Origin of the sequence: Mucilaginibacter sp. UYP27 (assembly GCF_040547175.1) — a bacterium.
In the GTDB taxonomy this organism is placed as follows: Bacteria; Bacteroidota; Bacteroidia; order Sphingobacteriales; family Sphingobacteriaceae; genus Mucilaginibacter.
Genome location: NZ_JBEPPE010000001.1, coordinates 1,340,610 through 1,354,694, shown reverse-complemented (window position 1 = coordinate 1,354,694; position 14,085 = coordinate 1,340,610). Strand labels below are relative to the sequence as shown.

Below are 14,085 nucleotides of genomic sequence, written 5' to 3'. Positions count from 1 at the left end.
TTAGTAGAAGGTGTCTTTTAATATTTTAAAGGGTTAAATATCGCCGTAAGTCCATCAACGGATTAAGTCGACTATTATTTGCCCTTAACGCATTTAATTTTGCCATCAATCCCGTTCTTACTTTTGTCATTACTTAATATCCGGCAGGTGGAACCTTAACTTGTTAAAAAAGACACGGATATATGGGCTTATAATATTTTAATAAGGTATTATCAAAAAAATCGTTGTTATTACATTTTGATCTGGGCTTTTGATAGTAATGGCTTGAACTTTTGCAACTAACTTGAGGTTGCCGAAAATGAAAAACAAAACCATCAAAAAACTCAATCTGAACAGTAATTTCATGATTTTTGAAAGATAATGAAGGTAACGATTATGCCTTACGCCATTGCAAATAATAAAAAAAAAAGAACCGCCGGCTCTCACAACCGACGGTTCACACTAATCAAATTATACAACCAATATTAATTTCGTTTGAGGATACATAAGCGGGCGTAAAGCTCCGCTATACAGGCTTCATCTAATAGCCACTTGGGTTTACTTAACTCATCCGGCTTGGGTAGCCAGCTATGGGTTGTTAAATTACTTCTATCGCGCGCGTTTTTCCAGGCATAGTTAACATCATGCTCAATTGCGGCTATGTATTTATAGCTGCCGTCAACTTTATACAATGCTTCGTACCCTCTAAAAAGCACGGTCACAAACCACGGCAAATCAATGTGCAAGGTTAAATTTTTATCATGTGGCACGGCGCGGTAATATTTATAACTATCGGCAGCTAGTTGCTGTGCCTGTTGCAGGTATTGTTTTTCGCCTGTAAATTGGTAAAGCATTACGGCAGCCTCTAATAACGACCCGGTGTTATATGTCCAAAACACCCGGTTTTGTTTGGAGTCTAATTTAATATCGTTCACAATAATGCCGGTAGTGCTATCGCGCAAAGTATTATACATCCAACTGTAAAACCGTTTTCCTTGCTCTAAATAGTATTTATCCTTGCTACCTTTATATATCTTTAGCGCGGTTAAAGTAGCCATACCATTTGTGCAGGCGGGTTTTTGGTCGTTATGCCCTTCTAACCAGGTCACGCCGCCGCCTGCATCATTGTTCCAACCGCTTAAAATAAACTTGAAAACATTTTTAGCACGTTGCAGGTAAACCGGGTTTTTAGTATTAAAGTACGATTCCATGTAATCGATACCCACCAGCCCGTTATCGTCATAATAGCGGTCGGCCTTTTCAAATTTAACCGGGTATGCCTGGTAGCCCGCCGGCTTACGCACCGTATCGCGGTACTGCTCAATCCCCATCACCAAACTATCCTGATAGATATTGTATTTGGCTTTTAGCCCCGGCACTTTCATCAGCACATTGGTAGCCGAGAAAACGCCCGAAAACGGCCATAAAAAGCTCACTTCCTTCTCTTTTACCCCACTCCCCTGGAAATAGTCGAGCGTAGCCTTTTTATTGGACGGATAGTTTTCGGTAAACAAGCCTTTTTGCCCTGGCACCCGATAATGCTTCCAGATATTGGCATACATTGCCTCGGCACGTTGTTTATACAGCACCGAATTGTTTTTTTGCTGCGCGATGGATGGTTGGAAAAACCCAACCATCCCTAATGCGCAAACTATCAAACGAAAATATTTCTTGTTGAAAATCATCAGTCTATTGTTATAACTTATCTATAATCAGACAGCATGGCTTGGGTGCGCTGCATCCAGGCCTGATCTACTCCCTCCTGCCTGGTCTCTACATTACTGCCATCAAAATTGCAGAAGTGGTAATAACCCAGGTTGGCAGTATTGCGCAACTTGCTGTTCATATAATTAATATTTTGCTGGGCGTAATCCAGCCAGGCGGTGTTGCCATCGCGCTGGTAGAGTTTTATCATCGCTTGCGACCCCCATACGCACCACGCCGGATTTATGCGGCCGTCGTTTGTGTTAAAGATGTAAACGTGGTAGGTGCTGTTCCAAAGCGTGGTATTCATGCTGCTGCCAAGGGTTTGCGCTTTGGTTATAAAAGTATTATCGGCCATAATTTGCCCGTACAGCAAAAAGGCCTCTATCATAATGGCGTTATCATAGGTAAATTTCTCGAAGTGCTTTGTGCCCGCGCCGGCGCCATCTATTTTCCAGATGTACAAGCCGGTGGAGGAGTCTAACATGTTGGCCAAAAGCCAGCTTTTTACCGATACCGCCCAATCGCGATAAAAAGTTTGCCCGGTGATCTGGTAAAGCCTTAGAAATAGCTGCAGGGCCAACCCGTTGGTTTGGGTAGGTTTACTTTCTTTAACGGTATTCCACCAAAAGCCGCCGCCGTAGGTATTATCCCACTGGCCGCTGTTCATAAGCCAGTTTGCACAAGCCTTTGCAGCGTTTAAGTAATTGGTTTGGGTAGTGCCCGTGGTAACCGCGTAGGCATCCAGGTAGGCCACACCCGAAAGAGCATTATCGTCTGTATATTTATCGCCTGAGGCACCTGCACCGCTAACATTTGCCGAGGCATAGTAGCCACCGTTGGGGTTTGCACCGTTCCACATGTTGTTCATCCACGTGAAGGTGTTATTCATGTACGGGGCATATGCCGTGGCACCCACCTTTACCATGGCAGCATCGGCATAGATCTGGCTGATGTTGTACCACTCGTAAGCGGTGTTGGTTTGGGTAGTAGTGTTAACCCGGTAACTGTTGTAACTGGTTAATAGGTTGCCGTAGATGAAATTGTGCGTTTCGTTCGCTTTAATGTAATAAGCAGATGATGTGCTTTGCACTTTTTGCTTTTTGCCTGTTACGTCCGTTGCTTCAACAATTGGTTTTGCGGTTGATGGCACCTGGTCTTTTTTACACGCAACAAGGCATACCCCCATCAGCAAACATGCCGCGAGCAGTTTTGAGTTTTGATTAGCTTTCATAAATAGATGTTTATATAGGTTAAATTGTTTCTACGTACAAGCCCTCTTCATCTTATTCCTGCCCATGTTAAAAAGCTGTTTTTATTGTGCCGATGGTGGCGGCGTTTTGGTGCCCCAGTTGGTATTTGGCTGGTTGCCCATCACAAAACTTAATTTACCGCCTTTCATTAATTCGTCGCGGTACAGCCAGCAATTGTTAAGTGGCGCGCCGTTAAACTTTGCCGACTGGATGTACACATTGTCTTTTGAATTATTTTTGGTTTCGATGGTTAGTGTTTTGCCATCGCCTAAGGTGATGGTAGCTTTATCAAACAACGGGCTACCCAATTCAATAATAGGGCGCAGATCTGTAAAGCCCTTCACGTCAAACAGGCCCAAAGCATTTATTACATACCACGATCCAAGTTGCCCCTGGTCTTCGTCCTGCCCGTATCCGTAACCATGGATGGGTTCGATTCCATAAAATTCCTGTCCTATCAACCTTGTCCATTTTTGGGTTAGCCATGGTTTGCCCGAGAAGTTGAACAACCAACTGATATGCAAATTGGGCTGGTTACCGTGGTTATAGATGGAGTTGATACCTGCAAATGCATCTATAGTTTTACCACCGCCAAAGCCCAATTTTTCTGACACGGTGAAGATGCTATCCAAACGTTTGTTGAAATTATCCTTACCTATGGCATCAATTAAACCTGCGGGGTTTTGAGGAACATAGAAAGTATATTGCACGGCATTGCCCTCCTGGAAACCTCTCCAGGGTTGGTAAGGGTCGAATTTTTCAATAAAGTTTCCGTTCGCCCTTTTTGGCTGCATTAATTTATTCTGCGGATTAAAGATCTGTCGCCAGCCATTTGATAGCTTTATAAGCTGGTTATAATCCTGCGTTTTGCCCATCGCCTTGGCCATCTGCGCCGCAGCAAACGCGCTGTAGCTGTACTCCAAAGTGTGCGAGCCTGCAAAATTCGATCCTGTAGAGTCTGTCACAAAATCCCGGCCTTTCTGGTCAAGGAACGGCACATAGCCGTGGTCTACAAATGCCTTGGTATCTAACTTACCCGAGCCTACGGGGCGGTTCTTGTAGTTTAATTCATTAGCTTTTACAGCATCGTAAGCCAAATTAACATCGTAATTGCGGATGCCTACATTATATGCTCCGGCCACGGCAAGCCCCACAAAGTTGGTACCTACGCCAGATACATACTCGCTATTGGCAACCCCATCGCTAAACCAGCCTTTATCTTTATAGATCTGTAACTGGGTGTTCACAAAGCTGCCATACCATTCCGGGTAAGAGAGCGACCATAACTGCGTGATGTTCCAAAATCCACCCCAGATGGCATCGGTGTTTATAAATTCTGCTTTAAGCTTTTTGTCCGTTTGCGTAGGTAAGCGGCCTGTTTGCCCGCCATGTTTCGGGTAATCGCCGTTAACATCACTGGCTATGCCCCTGCCTAATAACGAATGAAATAAGCCTGTATAAAACTTGGTCTTGTTTTGTACATCGGTACCCTCAACCGTAATTTTGCCTAATTGCTGCTCCCAGGTTTCCTGTGCTTTTATCTTGGCCTGGTCAAAGGACAGGCCATTAGCTTCGGCTACAAAATTAGCTTTGGCATTGGCATTTGAGGTATAGGATAAGCCTGTTTTAACCTCAATTACTTCATTATCATCTGTTTTATAATTGAGCACCAAACCGGCACCTTTACCTTTAGCAACGGCAGTGTTTTCTTTTACATCATCGCCCACAAAAGCATAAACAGTTGCGGGTTTCTTACTTACCTCGCCGTAAAAATACATGTTCACCGTGCCTTGAGGGTCGTAAATGTTTACATATTTGGGATAAGTGTTTACAAAACCTTCAAAGTGCGTATCATCTATCATTTTTATGGATGCATCGGTAGCATCGCTACTTTCGCCTTGTTTGTTTCCAATATCCAATATAATGTGCGACAACTCATTCTTAGGAAAAGTATAGCGTTGAAAGCCTACGCGTTTTGTCGCGGTAAGCTCGGCTGTTATCTTATAATCATCAAGCAGCACTTTATAGTATCCGGGTTCGGCAACCTGGTTCTTCCGGTCGAATTTTGAGCGGTAGCCGGTATTGGGGCCTTCCAACTCACCAGGTCGGACTTTTAATGTCCCCGTTGTTGGCATATAACTTACACCGCCAACCTGCCATTCATGAAAATGCACAAAGCCTTCTATCGAGTTTTGGCGGGTATCATACCCTACTGCTTCCCAGCCAGACGGGTTACCGTAATGCCCGTTGGTAGATGGCGCCAGTTTAGCCATACCATAAGGCACGGCTGCAGGCGTATAAAAAAACCAGCGGCTGTGTGCCGTACCAATATTAGGATCTACGTATCGTGAAACATTTTCACGCTTTACACTGCATGCAGACAACGCCAGCGCCATCAAAGCAACACCCGTACCGAACTTTATTTTCATTTGTAGTTATTTATAACAGCGGCCGCGGCCACCGGGTATTTACTTATCGTATTTTGCCATCATTGCCTGCACGCGCTGCATCCATGCCTGATCTACACCCTCAATTTCGGGCGAGCGGTTGCTACCGTTAAAGGCTGCAAAAAAGTAGTAGGCGTGCGAATCGGCATTGCGGGTCGCCTTGTTCAAAGCGTCAATATTATTACGGGCGAAGGTAAGCCACTTTTCATCTTTATCCTGCTCGTACAACCTTATCATCCCTTGCGATCCCCAACCACACCAGGCAGGATTAACACGGGTTTGGGTTGGGTCGGTATTAAAAATGTAGCCTTTGTATTGGGCGTTCCATAAAACAGTATTCATAGCATTGCCAATGGCTTGTGCCTTTGTTAGGTAGGATGCATCATTAACCGCCTTGCCATAAAGTATATCGGCCTCTAACATAACTGCATTATCATATGTAAATTTTTCGAAATACTTGGTACCTGCGCCACTGCCGTCTATCTTCCAGATGTACAAGCCGCTTGCCGAATCGTACATGGTATTGCGCAGCCAGTTATTTACCTGAGTTGCCCAGTCGCGGTAGGTGGTTTCGCCGGTAATGGTATATAGTTTGGCAAATAACTGCATGGCTACACCGTTTGATTGTGTTGGTTTATCCGGCTTGGCGGTGTTCCACCAAAATCCGCCACCATAGGTATTATCCCAAAGGCCGCTGTTGATAAGCCAATCGGCACATGCCTTTGCTTTGGCAAGGTACGCTGCTTTATCTGCCCCGGTAGTAATTTCATAAGCCTCCAGGTAAACCATACCCGTAAGGCCGTTATCATCAACATATTTATCGCCGGCGGCACCTGTACCGTTCAGGTTTACAGATGCAAAGTAACCGCCACGCAGATCGGCCTTATCCCAAAAGCCATCCATAAAAGCAAAGGTTTTGTTCATGTACGTTAATGCCGATGCATCGCCTGCCGCCACCAAAGCAGCATCGGCATATATCTGGCTTACGTTATACCACTCGTAACACGCGTTGGCACCCGTGGTGGTATTTGCCCTGTAGCTAAAGCTTGAGGTAAGCAGGTTATTGCTAATGAAACTGCGCGTTTGCTTAGCCAGGTCGAGGTATGAAGTGGTTGTAACCGGCGGCACAACAACGGGCGGCTTTGTACCACCACCGTTACCAGGTGTAACTTGTTTATCCTTACTGCACGATACCGCTAACAACGAAGCAACGGCTATCCACCCAAATAATATTTTTTTCATTGATGATAGAATTAGAAAGCACCCGCAGCTTTAGGCCGCAGGCGCTTTGGTTTGCAACGGTTTATATAACCGTTACTTTATGTGTATAAGCATCTGGGCCAAAGGTTACATCTACCTTAACGTTTTTCTTATCGGCAGATGGATCAAACTTGTAGGTGTTGTTCCACTGATCGTTGGTTACCGGTAATAAGTAAAAATAAGAAGCCGGTTTACCTGCCGGCGCATCGTTGTTTTGAGCGCTGCTGCCTACATACTCCAGACCGGCTGCAGTATGTATAATAAACTTATAACGTTCATCACGTCCCCACGAAAACTGGTAGAATTCTACAGCGGTTTTAGGCGTTTCGAATGTACCGTTACCAATGTAGTTTAATGTACCTATTTCGGTATTGTAGGCAGACATAAACAACCCGACAGACTGGATCTCGACAGATTTGGCAGTTGCCGATGTAAAATCAAAATTTAAGCGAAACGCTTTTTGCGCGCCTGTTACGGTAGTTGCAGTTGTACCCTCTTTGATCAGGCCGTTCTCGATATAATATTTTTTACCGCCGTCTGTGTTTTTATCCGTAAGGTAATAATCGCCTGTTTTTAAAGAGGTATAGGCTTCAAAAATGCCGTCTTCTATTTTTCTCAACTTTACAGCTTTAGAAATATCTGCCCCACCTTCGGTCGCCGAACCGGTTACATAAAGTTCCGCAGGGTTTTCTGCAAAACCTGCCGGGCGCTCTAATTGTAGTGTACGCGACGCCGATGATGGTTTCGCATTGGTACCTTTTGATGCGATAATCGTCCATTTTAACTTGCCAGTGCTTGACGAGGCAATGCCTGCCGAGTTAGCGATCTTATTAAGATCTTTATGGGTTAGCGTTATTTCCGTTTTTGCACCGCCACCGTCTGATACTACTTTGTAAACCGGTTTGCTAAAATCGCCGCTCTCTTTGTCAAACGCAATTTCATATAAGATCACCCCGCCATCATCTGTAGACGCGGCATCCTATTTGAACAGCACATTTGCCGCACTGGTAGGGTCGAGCTTTACATCGGCATTATCATTAGGCGTAGCCAGTGTACCAACCGGGGTAAGGCTAAGGTCAAGGGGCCGGTTCTCTTTTTTGCAGGAACTTACTGCAATTACGGCAAGCAGCATTACACCTGCCCTCATCAATTTTTTCATATCGTTGTAATTTTTTAATTGGTTTAGTTGGTATAATCCGGGTTTTGTTTCAGGTTTTTGTTCAGGTCGATATCATGCGCGGGTATAGCCCACAGGTAATCCCTACCCGGGTTAAACTTGCGTAACTGCGTACGGATGTACCCGTTATCGGTATTTTGATCTACCGAGAATTTGGCACCGTGCGCATAACCGTTCATAACAGTTTCGGCGGTTTTCCATCGCCTGATATCGTCAACACGCAAGCCTTCCATGGCGAGTTCCACCCTTCTTTCGCGGCGAATGATGTTGGTCATATCGGCAGCGCCGGGGTAGTTTAATGCACCGGCTTCGTTAAAGCCGGCCCTTGCACGTAAAGCGCCAATGGTTTTGTTCCAAACGGTTGCATCCATCTGGCCAAGGCTTTGTTTGGCTTCGGCGTAATCCAACAGGATCTCGGCATACCTTATCAGGTGCAGGTTGTTACCAGATACAAAGTTTGCCAGCGCGCTTGGGTCGAAATATTTGCGCCAGTAGTAAGCCGTAGCAGATGCCGCCTGCGAACCCGCGTTGTACTCATCCAGGCCGGGTTGTACAGGGTCTGTACCCGGTTTTATGTAAATGGTTTTTGTTGAGTTATTTGCATTTACCCAGGTATAACGGTCATACACAACGGTAGCGGTTAAGCGTGGGTCGCGATTTACATACGGGTTGCTTTCCACATAGCCCGAACCTGTTTCCTTGATGGCTTTACCGTTCAGCATAATGTAATCGTCAACAAGCTCTTGCGTTGGGGCCATATTGCTGACGCGGCCACCCACTGTGCGTGGCGCAAAATCCCAAAAGTTATTCCATGTACGAAGCGTAGGCACATATTGCAGCGACAGGATGCTCTCTTTAGTGTTTTTATTTACGTTAGGGTCACTGAATAACGCGCTGTAACTGGTTTCTAAAGCGTAGTTACCGTTGGTGCCCTGGTTGTTCATCAGTTTCTCGCACACGGTTACCACGTCGGCCATACGGTCGCCCTGGTAAAGCAACACCCTGGCCTCTAAAGCCAGTGCCGCGCCTTTAGTAATACGGCCATTTTCTGTAGCAGCGATAGCATCTTTTGACGGCAGATCGTTAGCTGCTGCTTCCAGTTCATCCATCACAAATTTTATAACTTCTGCCTTTGGTGAACGGGCAATGGTTTGCGCTTCTTCGGGTGTGGCATCATGGTCAACAATGGGTACATCGCCATACCATTTAGCGAGGTTAAAGTGCTCAAACGCGCGGATAAAACGAGTTTCGGCCTTTAGCCTTGTTTTAGTTGCCGCTGATATAATTGTGTTTTTATCCACGTTTGCCAGGAAAATATTACACGATTTTATGGCCGAGTAATAGTTGTTCCAATCGCCGGCAAACTTGCCTGTTTGCGATGTGGCATTACCGCTGGCAATAAGGTTAAGGTCGCCCGATGGCGAATAAGCGTTATCAGATATCGCCTCGGCATCAAAATATAAGCCGCTGTTATAAATAAGGCTGTAATTATTATACAGGGCGTTGTAAACGTTTGCTTCTACCTGCCAAAAGGTAAGGTCAGAGAAACGGTCTGTTGGCGCGATGTCGAGTTTTTTACAACCCGGTGCCGCAAAAACCGCAACAGATACGATCAAAAGCTTTTTTAAAAATTTCATATCTATATGTTTTAAATATTATCTGTTTAGAATGTTAAGTCGAGGCCTGCACCATAAAATACCGGCAGCGGGTATTGCCTTGCACTGTTAGATGACGAACCCGGGTTTAGGTTGTTGCCAAACTCTGAGGTTTCCGGATCAATGAATTTAAGCTTGCTTACCGTCGCCAGGTTTTGGCCTATAAGCGAGATCCTTAAGCGCTGGATGCCCAGTTTTTGGGTGACGCCTTTGCCAAAAGTATAGCCTATGTTCACGTTCTTTAATCTCGCGTAAGCTGCATTGTATTTATACAAGTCAGATCCTGTACGCCAGTTATTAGTGTTTGACGGCGACCCAATGTTAGCCAATATGGGGTACCGGGCATTGGGGTTAGTTGGCGACCATATATCTGTTTGGTGCTCGTAAACTGTTGCACCGTACCCGTAATGGAACGGCTCTATAAGTTCGCCGCGCAAAAACTCGTCGCGTTTGCCAACCCCCTGGATGAATATCGAAAGATCGAAACCTTTATAAGACGCGCGGTAGGTAAAACCAAACGTATAACGCGGGAACGGGTTACCCAAAACAGTTTTATCTTTCTCGTCGATGATGCCATCGCCATTGCGGTCTTTAAATTTCAAATCGCCGGGCTGTACGGAGTTACCTGCAATTTTCGGAGAGTTGTTTATATCATCCTGGTTTTGGAAAAAACCGTTTGTTTCGTAACCATAGTACTGTGTTACAGGCTCGCCTACCTTCCTGATCAGTTGAAACACATCTTGATTGTAGATGGTCTGGGTTGCATCGCCGGTTAGTTGCAGCAGTTTGTTCTGGTTATCGGCAATGTTAACGCTAAAGCTTTGGGTAAGATCTTTACTGCGTAAGTTATAGGTTAAAGATGCTTCCCAACCGGTATTGCGTACCTTGGCTACGTTATAGTCTGGAGAACCCGCGCCAAAAATGAACGGCACATCGGCCCTTGGTGCAAGGATGTTGCTGGTAGTAGCCCTAAAGTAATCGAAGGTAGCGGTTATCCTGTCGTCAAATAAGCCGGCATCAAAACCAATGTTCAGTTTAGCTGCTTTCTCCCAGGTGATATCGCGGTTAGCAATATTGGTACCTGCACCGCCTACTATATTATTACCAAAACCATATGCATTGGCGTAGTTAAAGTAGGTAGTTTGATATTGGTAGTTACCCACGTTTTGGTTACCTACAATACCATATGATGCCCTTATTTTAAAAGTACTCAATGTGTTTTTAACAGGCTCCATAAAACTTTCCTGGGTTACTATCCAGCCGGCACTTACCGACGGGAAGAAACTTGCCCTGTTTCCTGTAGCGAACTTTGACGAGGCATCCTCGCGGAACATCGCCTCTAACAGGTATTTGTCTTTGTACGAATAATTTACACGTCCAAATGCTGACAGCAAGCTGGTTGAGTTTACCGCGATACTGTTATTTGAGTTTTGCGTATCAACAATAGTACCCGTGGTAGGCGTGCCTAATAACGGGTCTGTTAGTGTTTTTTGCAATTGAAACCCCTTTTGGTTATACGTTTCGCTTGATACACCTGCAAGGATCTTAAACGTGTGGTCGCTTATTTTTTTGTTGTACTCTGCGTAAAGTTTTGTGTTGGTAAGTAATGATTTGCTGTTACCGTCTAACACGGTAAGGTCGTTACCGTATACACCGGCAGGCAGGTAATTAACCTGTGTACGGCGAAAGAAAGTGCCATTGTTTTGTATGGTTCCACCAAACTCACCAGTAAGTTTCAAATCTTTGGTGATACTTAACTGACCGTTGAACGCACCGAAGATCTCATCGTTATCAGCCTGGTTGTAACCGCCCTTTTCGAGCACGCCATACTCGTTGTATTGAGATGCAACGGGGTTAGTCAGATAGTTTCCATTCTCGTCTTTCCAACTATAATTATGAGGTACGCGGTTTGCATCGGCAAAAATATTGTTATCGCCAACGCTGTTGCTTTTGTTGCGCGTTTTGGTGTAGTTTAAGATAATGTTGGTCCTGAACTTGCCAATTATCGAAGTTTGGTTTAACCTCAGGTTGTACTTCTGGTAGCCAAAATCGGCACCTGTGCCGCCGTTACCTATCAGGTTGCTGCCCTGGTTTTGGTAACCTGCAGATATGTAGTACGAGTTGGTTTCGCCACCACCAGTAATGCTCACGTTGTGCGATTGCAACGGTGCTTTTTTCAACAAGTGTTCGATATCCCACGTACCGTTACCCGCAGTTTTTCGCAAGAGATGAAATTGCGAGGCATCACCATAAAAAACTTCGAACTACACGTTACCTGGGTTGATGCTGATGAAGCACTGGCTAATTTTTTTGAAATAAAAGCAGACCGTAAAGTACTTAAAATGGAACGTGTCCGCGGTAAACCCAATGAACCGTTCGTATATTTCGTTTCCTACTTCCACCCCCGTATTGGCCTAACCGGCGACGAGGATTTTAAACGACCGCTTTACGAACTGCTGGAGATGGAATATTCTACAGTAGCTACCTTATCAAAAGAAGAAATAAGCGCCCATGCCGCCGAACAAGATATTGCCGAAAAACTGCGCATAACAGAAGGCTGCCCCGTTTTATTACGTAAAAGGTTTGTATTTGACCAGGGCGAGCGCCCGCTTGAATATAACCTGGGTTATTACAAGGCAGATAGCTTTGTGTACACCGTAGAAAGCAGGCGTTGATAATATTAAGATTTAAGTAAGTTGGGGTTGATACTAAAGATACGGAGCAATACTTGATAGTCTTTAAATCTATAACGACATTTACTTTATAAGCGTTAGCGAATTTTTAATACTTTTTTCAGGTACCCAATTCGGTGACCCGACTAAGTTTAAGATGTATCTATGCCCTGCGCAGATTGATCAATAACACAAACTATTTAGTTGTAGCACCGTTTACATTAATGAGCATAAATAGCTACTGATGGGTAAAATATTTACAATAACAGCGGGCCTTGAAAATTTGGGTGCCCTGCGTACAGGCGGCCAAGGCTCTGTTTACAAAGGCCGCCGTATCGGAGAGATTTTTGTGGCAGTTAAGATTCTTCCTACCCCTATCCATGCCGAAAGCGAGGATGATAAGAATTTTAAAGACTTTATTAATGAGGTTGAAAAACTAAAAAAGGTTAACGAGAACCCTACCCCGCATGTGGTTAAAATATTAAATTCCGGCATAACCGAGAGCGGTTCACTGCCTTTTATTGAGATGGAATTTATTGAAGGGCCAGATCTGGGAGAATTATTAAAAAAGCCGCATGACCCAATTTTTACTGTTCCAGAAATTATAAAGGTGGCTAACCAGCTGGCCGGCGCCTTGGCACATTGCCATAAAGTATCGGTTAAACATGGCGATATTAAAAGCAATAATGTTAAATTTAATATACACACCGGAAACTATGTATTACTCGATTTTGGCCTGGCTATCATGTCTGATGAACAGCGGCGCGACAGCCTGAAAAATGCCGGCGCAGTTGAATTTATGGCCCCCGAACAGAATGAGGGAAATATGCTTCCCCAGTCGGACGTATACAGCTACGGAATCATCTTATACGAGTTAGTGGCCGGCGTTGTCCCCTTCCCTTTAACAGATAACGGTAATTCGGCACGCAACAATGTAATGATAGCGCATGTAGAAATGCCAGTTCCGGACCTCCTGGAAATACGCAGGCGAAACCTACCGCAAGAATGGCCCGAAGAAAAGCGAGAAAGGGAAATGCACTTACCTGAATGGTTATTGGAACTGATTAGAAAATGTCTGGAGAAAAAACCTCAGGACCGTTATGCTGACGGCATGGAACTACAACAGGCAATATTGTTGCAGAATAGCGCCCTTGCCATAAAAAACGACACAGAAAGGGCATTAGTACTGGAGAATGAGAACAAAAGCTTACTGACTACCCTTTATAAGGAACAAAATAAAGTAAAAATGCTGCATTTGGAGATAGTTAGACTGGAGACAACACTTGCTAGCACCGGAAATATAAAACCGCCAGTGGCGATGCCGAAAGCAGCAATGTTCGGTATAGGATTATTGCTATTAGGATGCGGCGCATTTGCGGGGCGGTTGCTTTTTTCTTCAAAACCGGCAACTACACCGATAGCTACTGTTAAAAGCGAAGGACCTGTTATAGCAACTGTTACAAAAAAACAAAGAGCGCCTTTGAAAAAAAGCAATCCTTTAAAAACAAAGCCTGTTGTTAAAAAAGTAGTTGAACCTAGCGCTACTGCTACTAACAGCAGCGACGTGGGTAAAAAGTTCACTCTGTTTTCGACATACGCTTATTTTCATGACCGCCCTGATGAAGCCAGTATCAGAAAGGCTAATATTAACCGCTGGAATAATGCCCGCCTAACGGCTATAGATGATCAAAACGGTTACATATACGTGATTTATAAAAACGAACAGGGGGAGGTAAGCAAAGGCTGGCTGAATAAAAAGAACCTGATCCAAATTGGTGAATAAACTAAATCTTTATCACCCAATGTAAGCGTTAACTTCTTAAAAGTAAAGGCTACAACAGCCATAGCACTAAGCGTCCCTCAAGTGAGGATATTTCTTGATTGATAGGTGCTTGATCTGATTTTCCAGCCCCTACGTAATCGCAAATAACGCAGGTA

The 14,085-nt window shown here is 44.6% G+C and carries 9 protein-coding genes and 1 pseudogene; 2 read left to right on the top strand and 8 right to left on the bottom strand.

Features of this window, described 5'->3' with window-relative positions:
- Positions 1 to 464: 464 nt before the first annotated feature.
- From ABIB39_RS05985 to ABIB39_RS05950, 8 genes and pseudogenes are all read right to left on the bottom strand, one after another.
- Entirely contained in the window at positions 465 to 1,664 is a 1,200-nt protein-coding gene (locus tag ABIB39_RS05985) for a glycoside hydrolase family 76 protein (RefSeq protein WP_354428172.1), read from the bottom strand.
- 17 nt (positions 1,665 to 1,681) lie between these two features.
- Positions 1,682 to 2,917: a glycoside hydrolase family 76 protein gene (locus ABIB39_RS05980; protein ID WP_354428170.1), complete on the bottom strand. Its 1,236-nt coding sequence runs from the start codon at positions 2,915 to 2,917 to the stop codon at positions 1,682 to 1,684.
- Positions 2,918 to 2,998: 81 nt separating this feature from the next.
- A complete protein-coding gene (locus ABIB39_RS05975) occupies positions 2,999 to 5,365 on the bottom strand; it encodes a GH92 family glycosyl hydrolase (RefSeq protein ID WP_354428168.1) in 2,367 nt (788 codons plus the stop codon).
- Between the two features lie 39 nt (positions 5,366 to 5,404).
- Positions 5,405 to 6,625, bottom strand: a complete 1,221-nt coding sequence (locus tag ABIB39_RS05970) for a glycoside hydrolase family 76 protein (RefSeq protein WP_354428167.1) — start codon at positions 6,623 to 6,625, stop codon at positions 5,405 to 5,407.
- Positions 6,626 to 6,686: 61 nt separating this feature from the next.
- Positions 6,687 to 7,601, bottom strand: a pseudogene (locus ABIB39_RS05965) (SusE domain-containing protein); the annotation flags it as partial.
- 21 nt (positions 7,602 to 7,622) lie between these two features.
- Positions 7,623 to 7,802, bottom strand: a complete 180-nt coding sequence (locus tag ABIB39_RS05960; protein WP_354428166.1) for a hypothetical protein — start codon at positions 7,800 to 7,802, stop codon at positions 7,623 to 7,625.
- A 23-nt stretch (positions 7,803 to 7,825) separates the two neighbouring features.
- Positions 7,826 to 9,457 carry a RagB/SusD family nutrient uptake outer membrane protein gene (locus tag ABIB39_RS05955; RefSeq protein ID WP_354428165.1) on the bottom strand — a complete coding sequence of 544 codons (1,632 nt, stop codon included), beginning with the start codon at positions 9,455 to 9,457 and terminating at the stop codon, positions 7,826 to 7,828.
- Positions 9,458 to 9,483: 26 nt separating this feature from the next.
- Positions 9,484 to 11,658, bottom strand: coding sequence for a SusC/RagA family TonB-linked outer membrane protein (locus tag ABIB39_RS05950; protein WP_354428164.1), 2,175 nt, complete (start codon positions 11,656 to 11,658; stop codon positions 9,484 to 9,486).
- Between ABIB39_RS05950 and ABIB39_RS05945 the strand changes: the two genes are divergently transcribed.
- Positions 11,659 to 12,150 carry a GntR family transcriptional regulator gene (locus tag ABIB39_RS05945; RefSeq protein ID WP_354428162.1) on the top strand — a complete coding sequence of 164 codons (492 nt, stop codon included), beginning with the start codon at positions 11,659 to 11,661 and terminating at the stop codon, positions 12,148 to 12,150.
- A gap of 241 nt (positions 12,151 to 12,391) precedes the next feature.
- A complete protein-coding gene (locus ABIB39_RS05940) occupies positions 12,392 to 13,930 on the top strand; it encodes a serine/threonine-protein kinase (protein WP_354428160.1) in 1,539 nt (512 codons plus the stop codon).
- Positions 13,931 to 14,085: the final 155 nt, after the last annotated feature.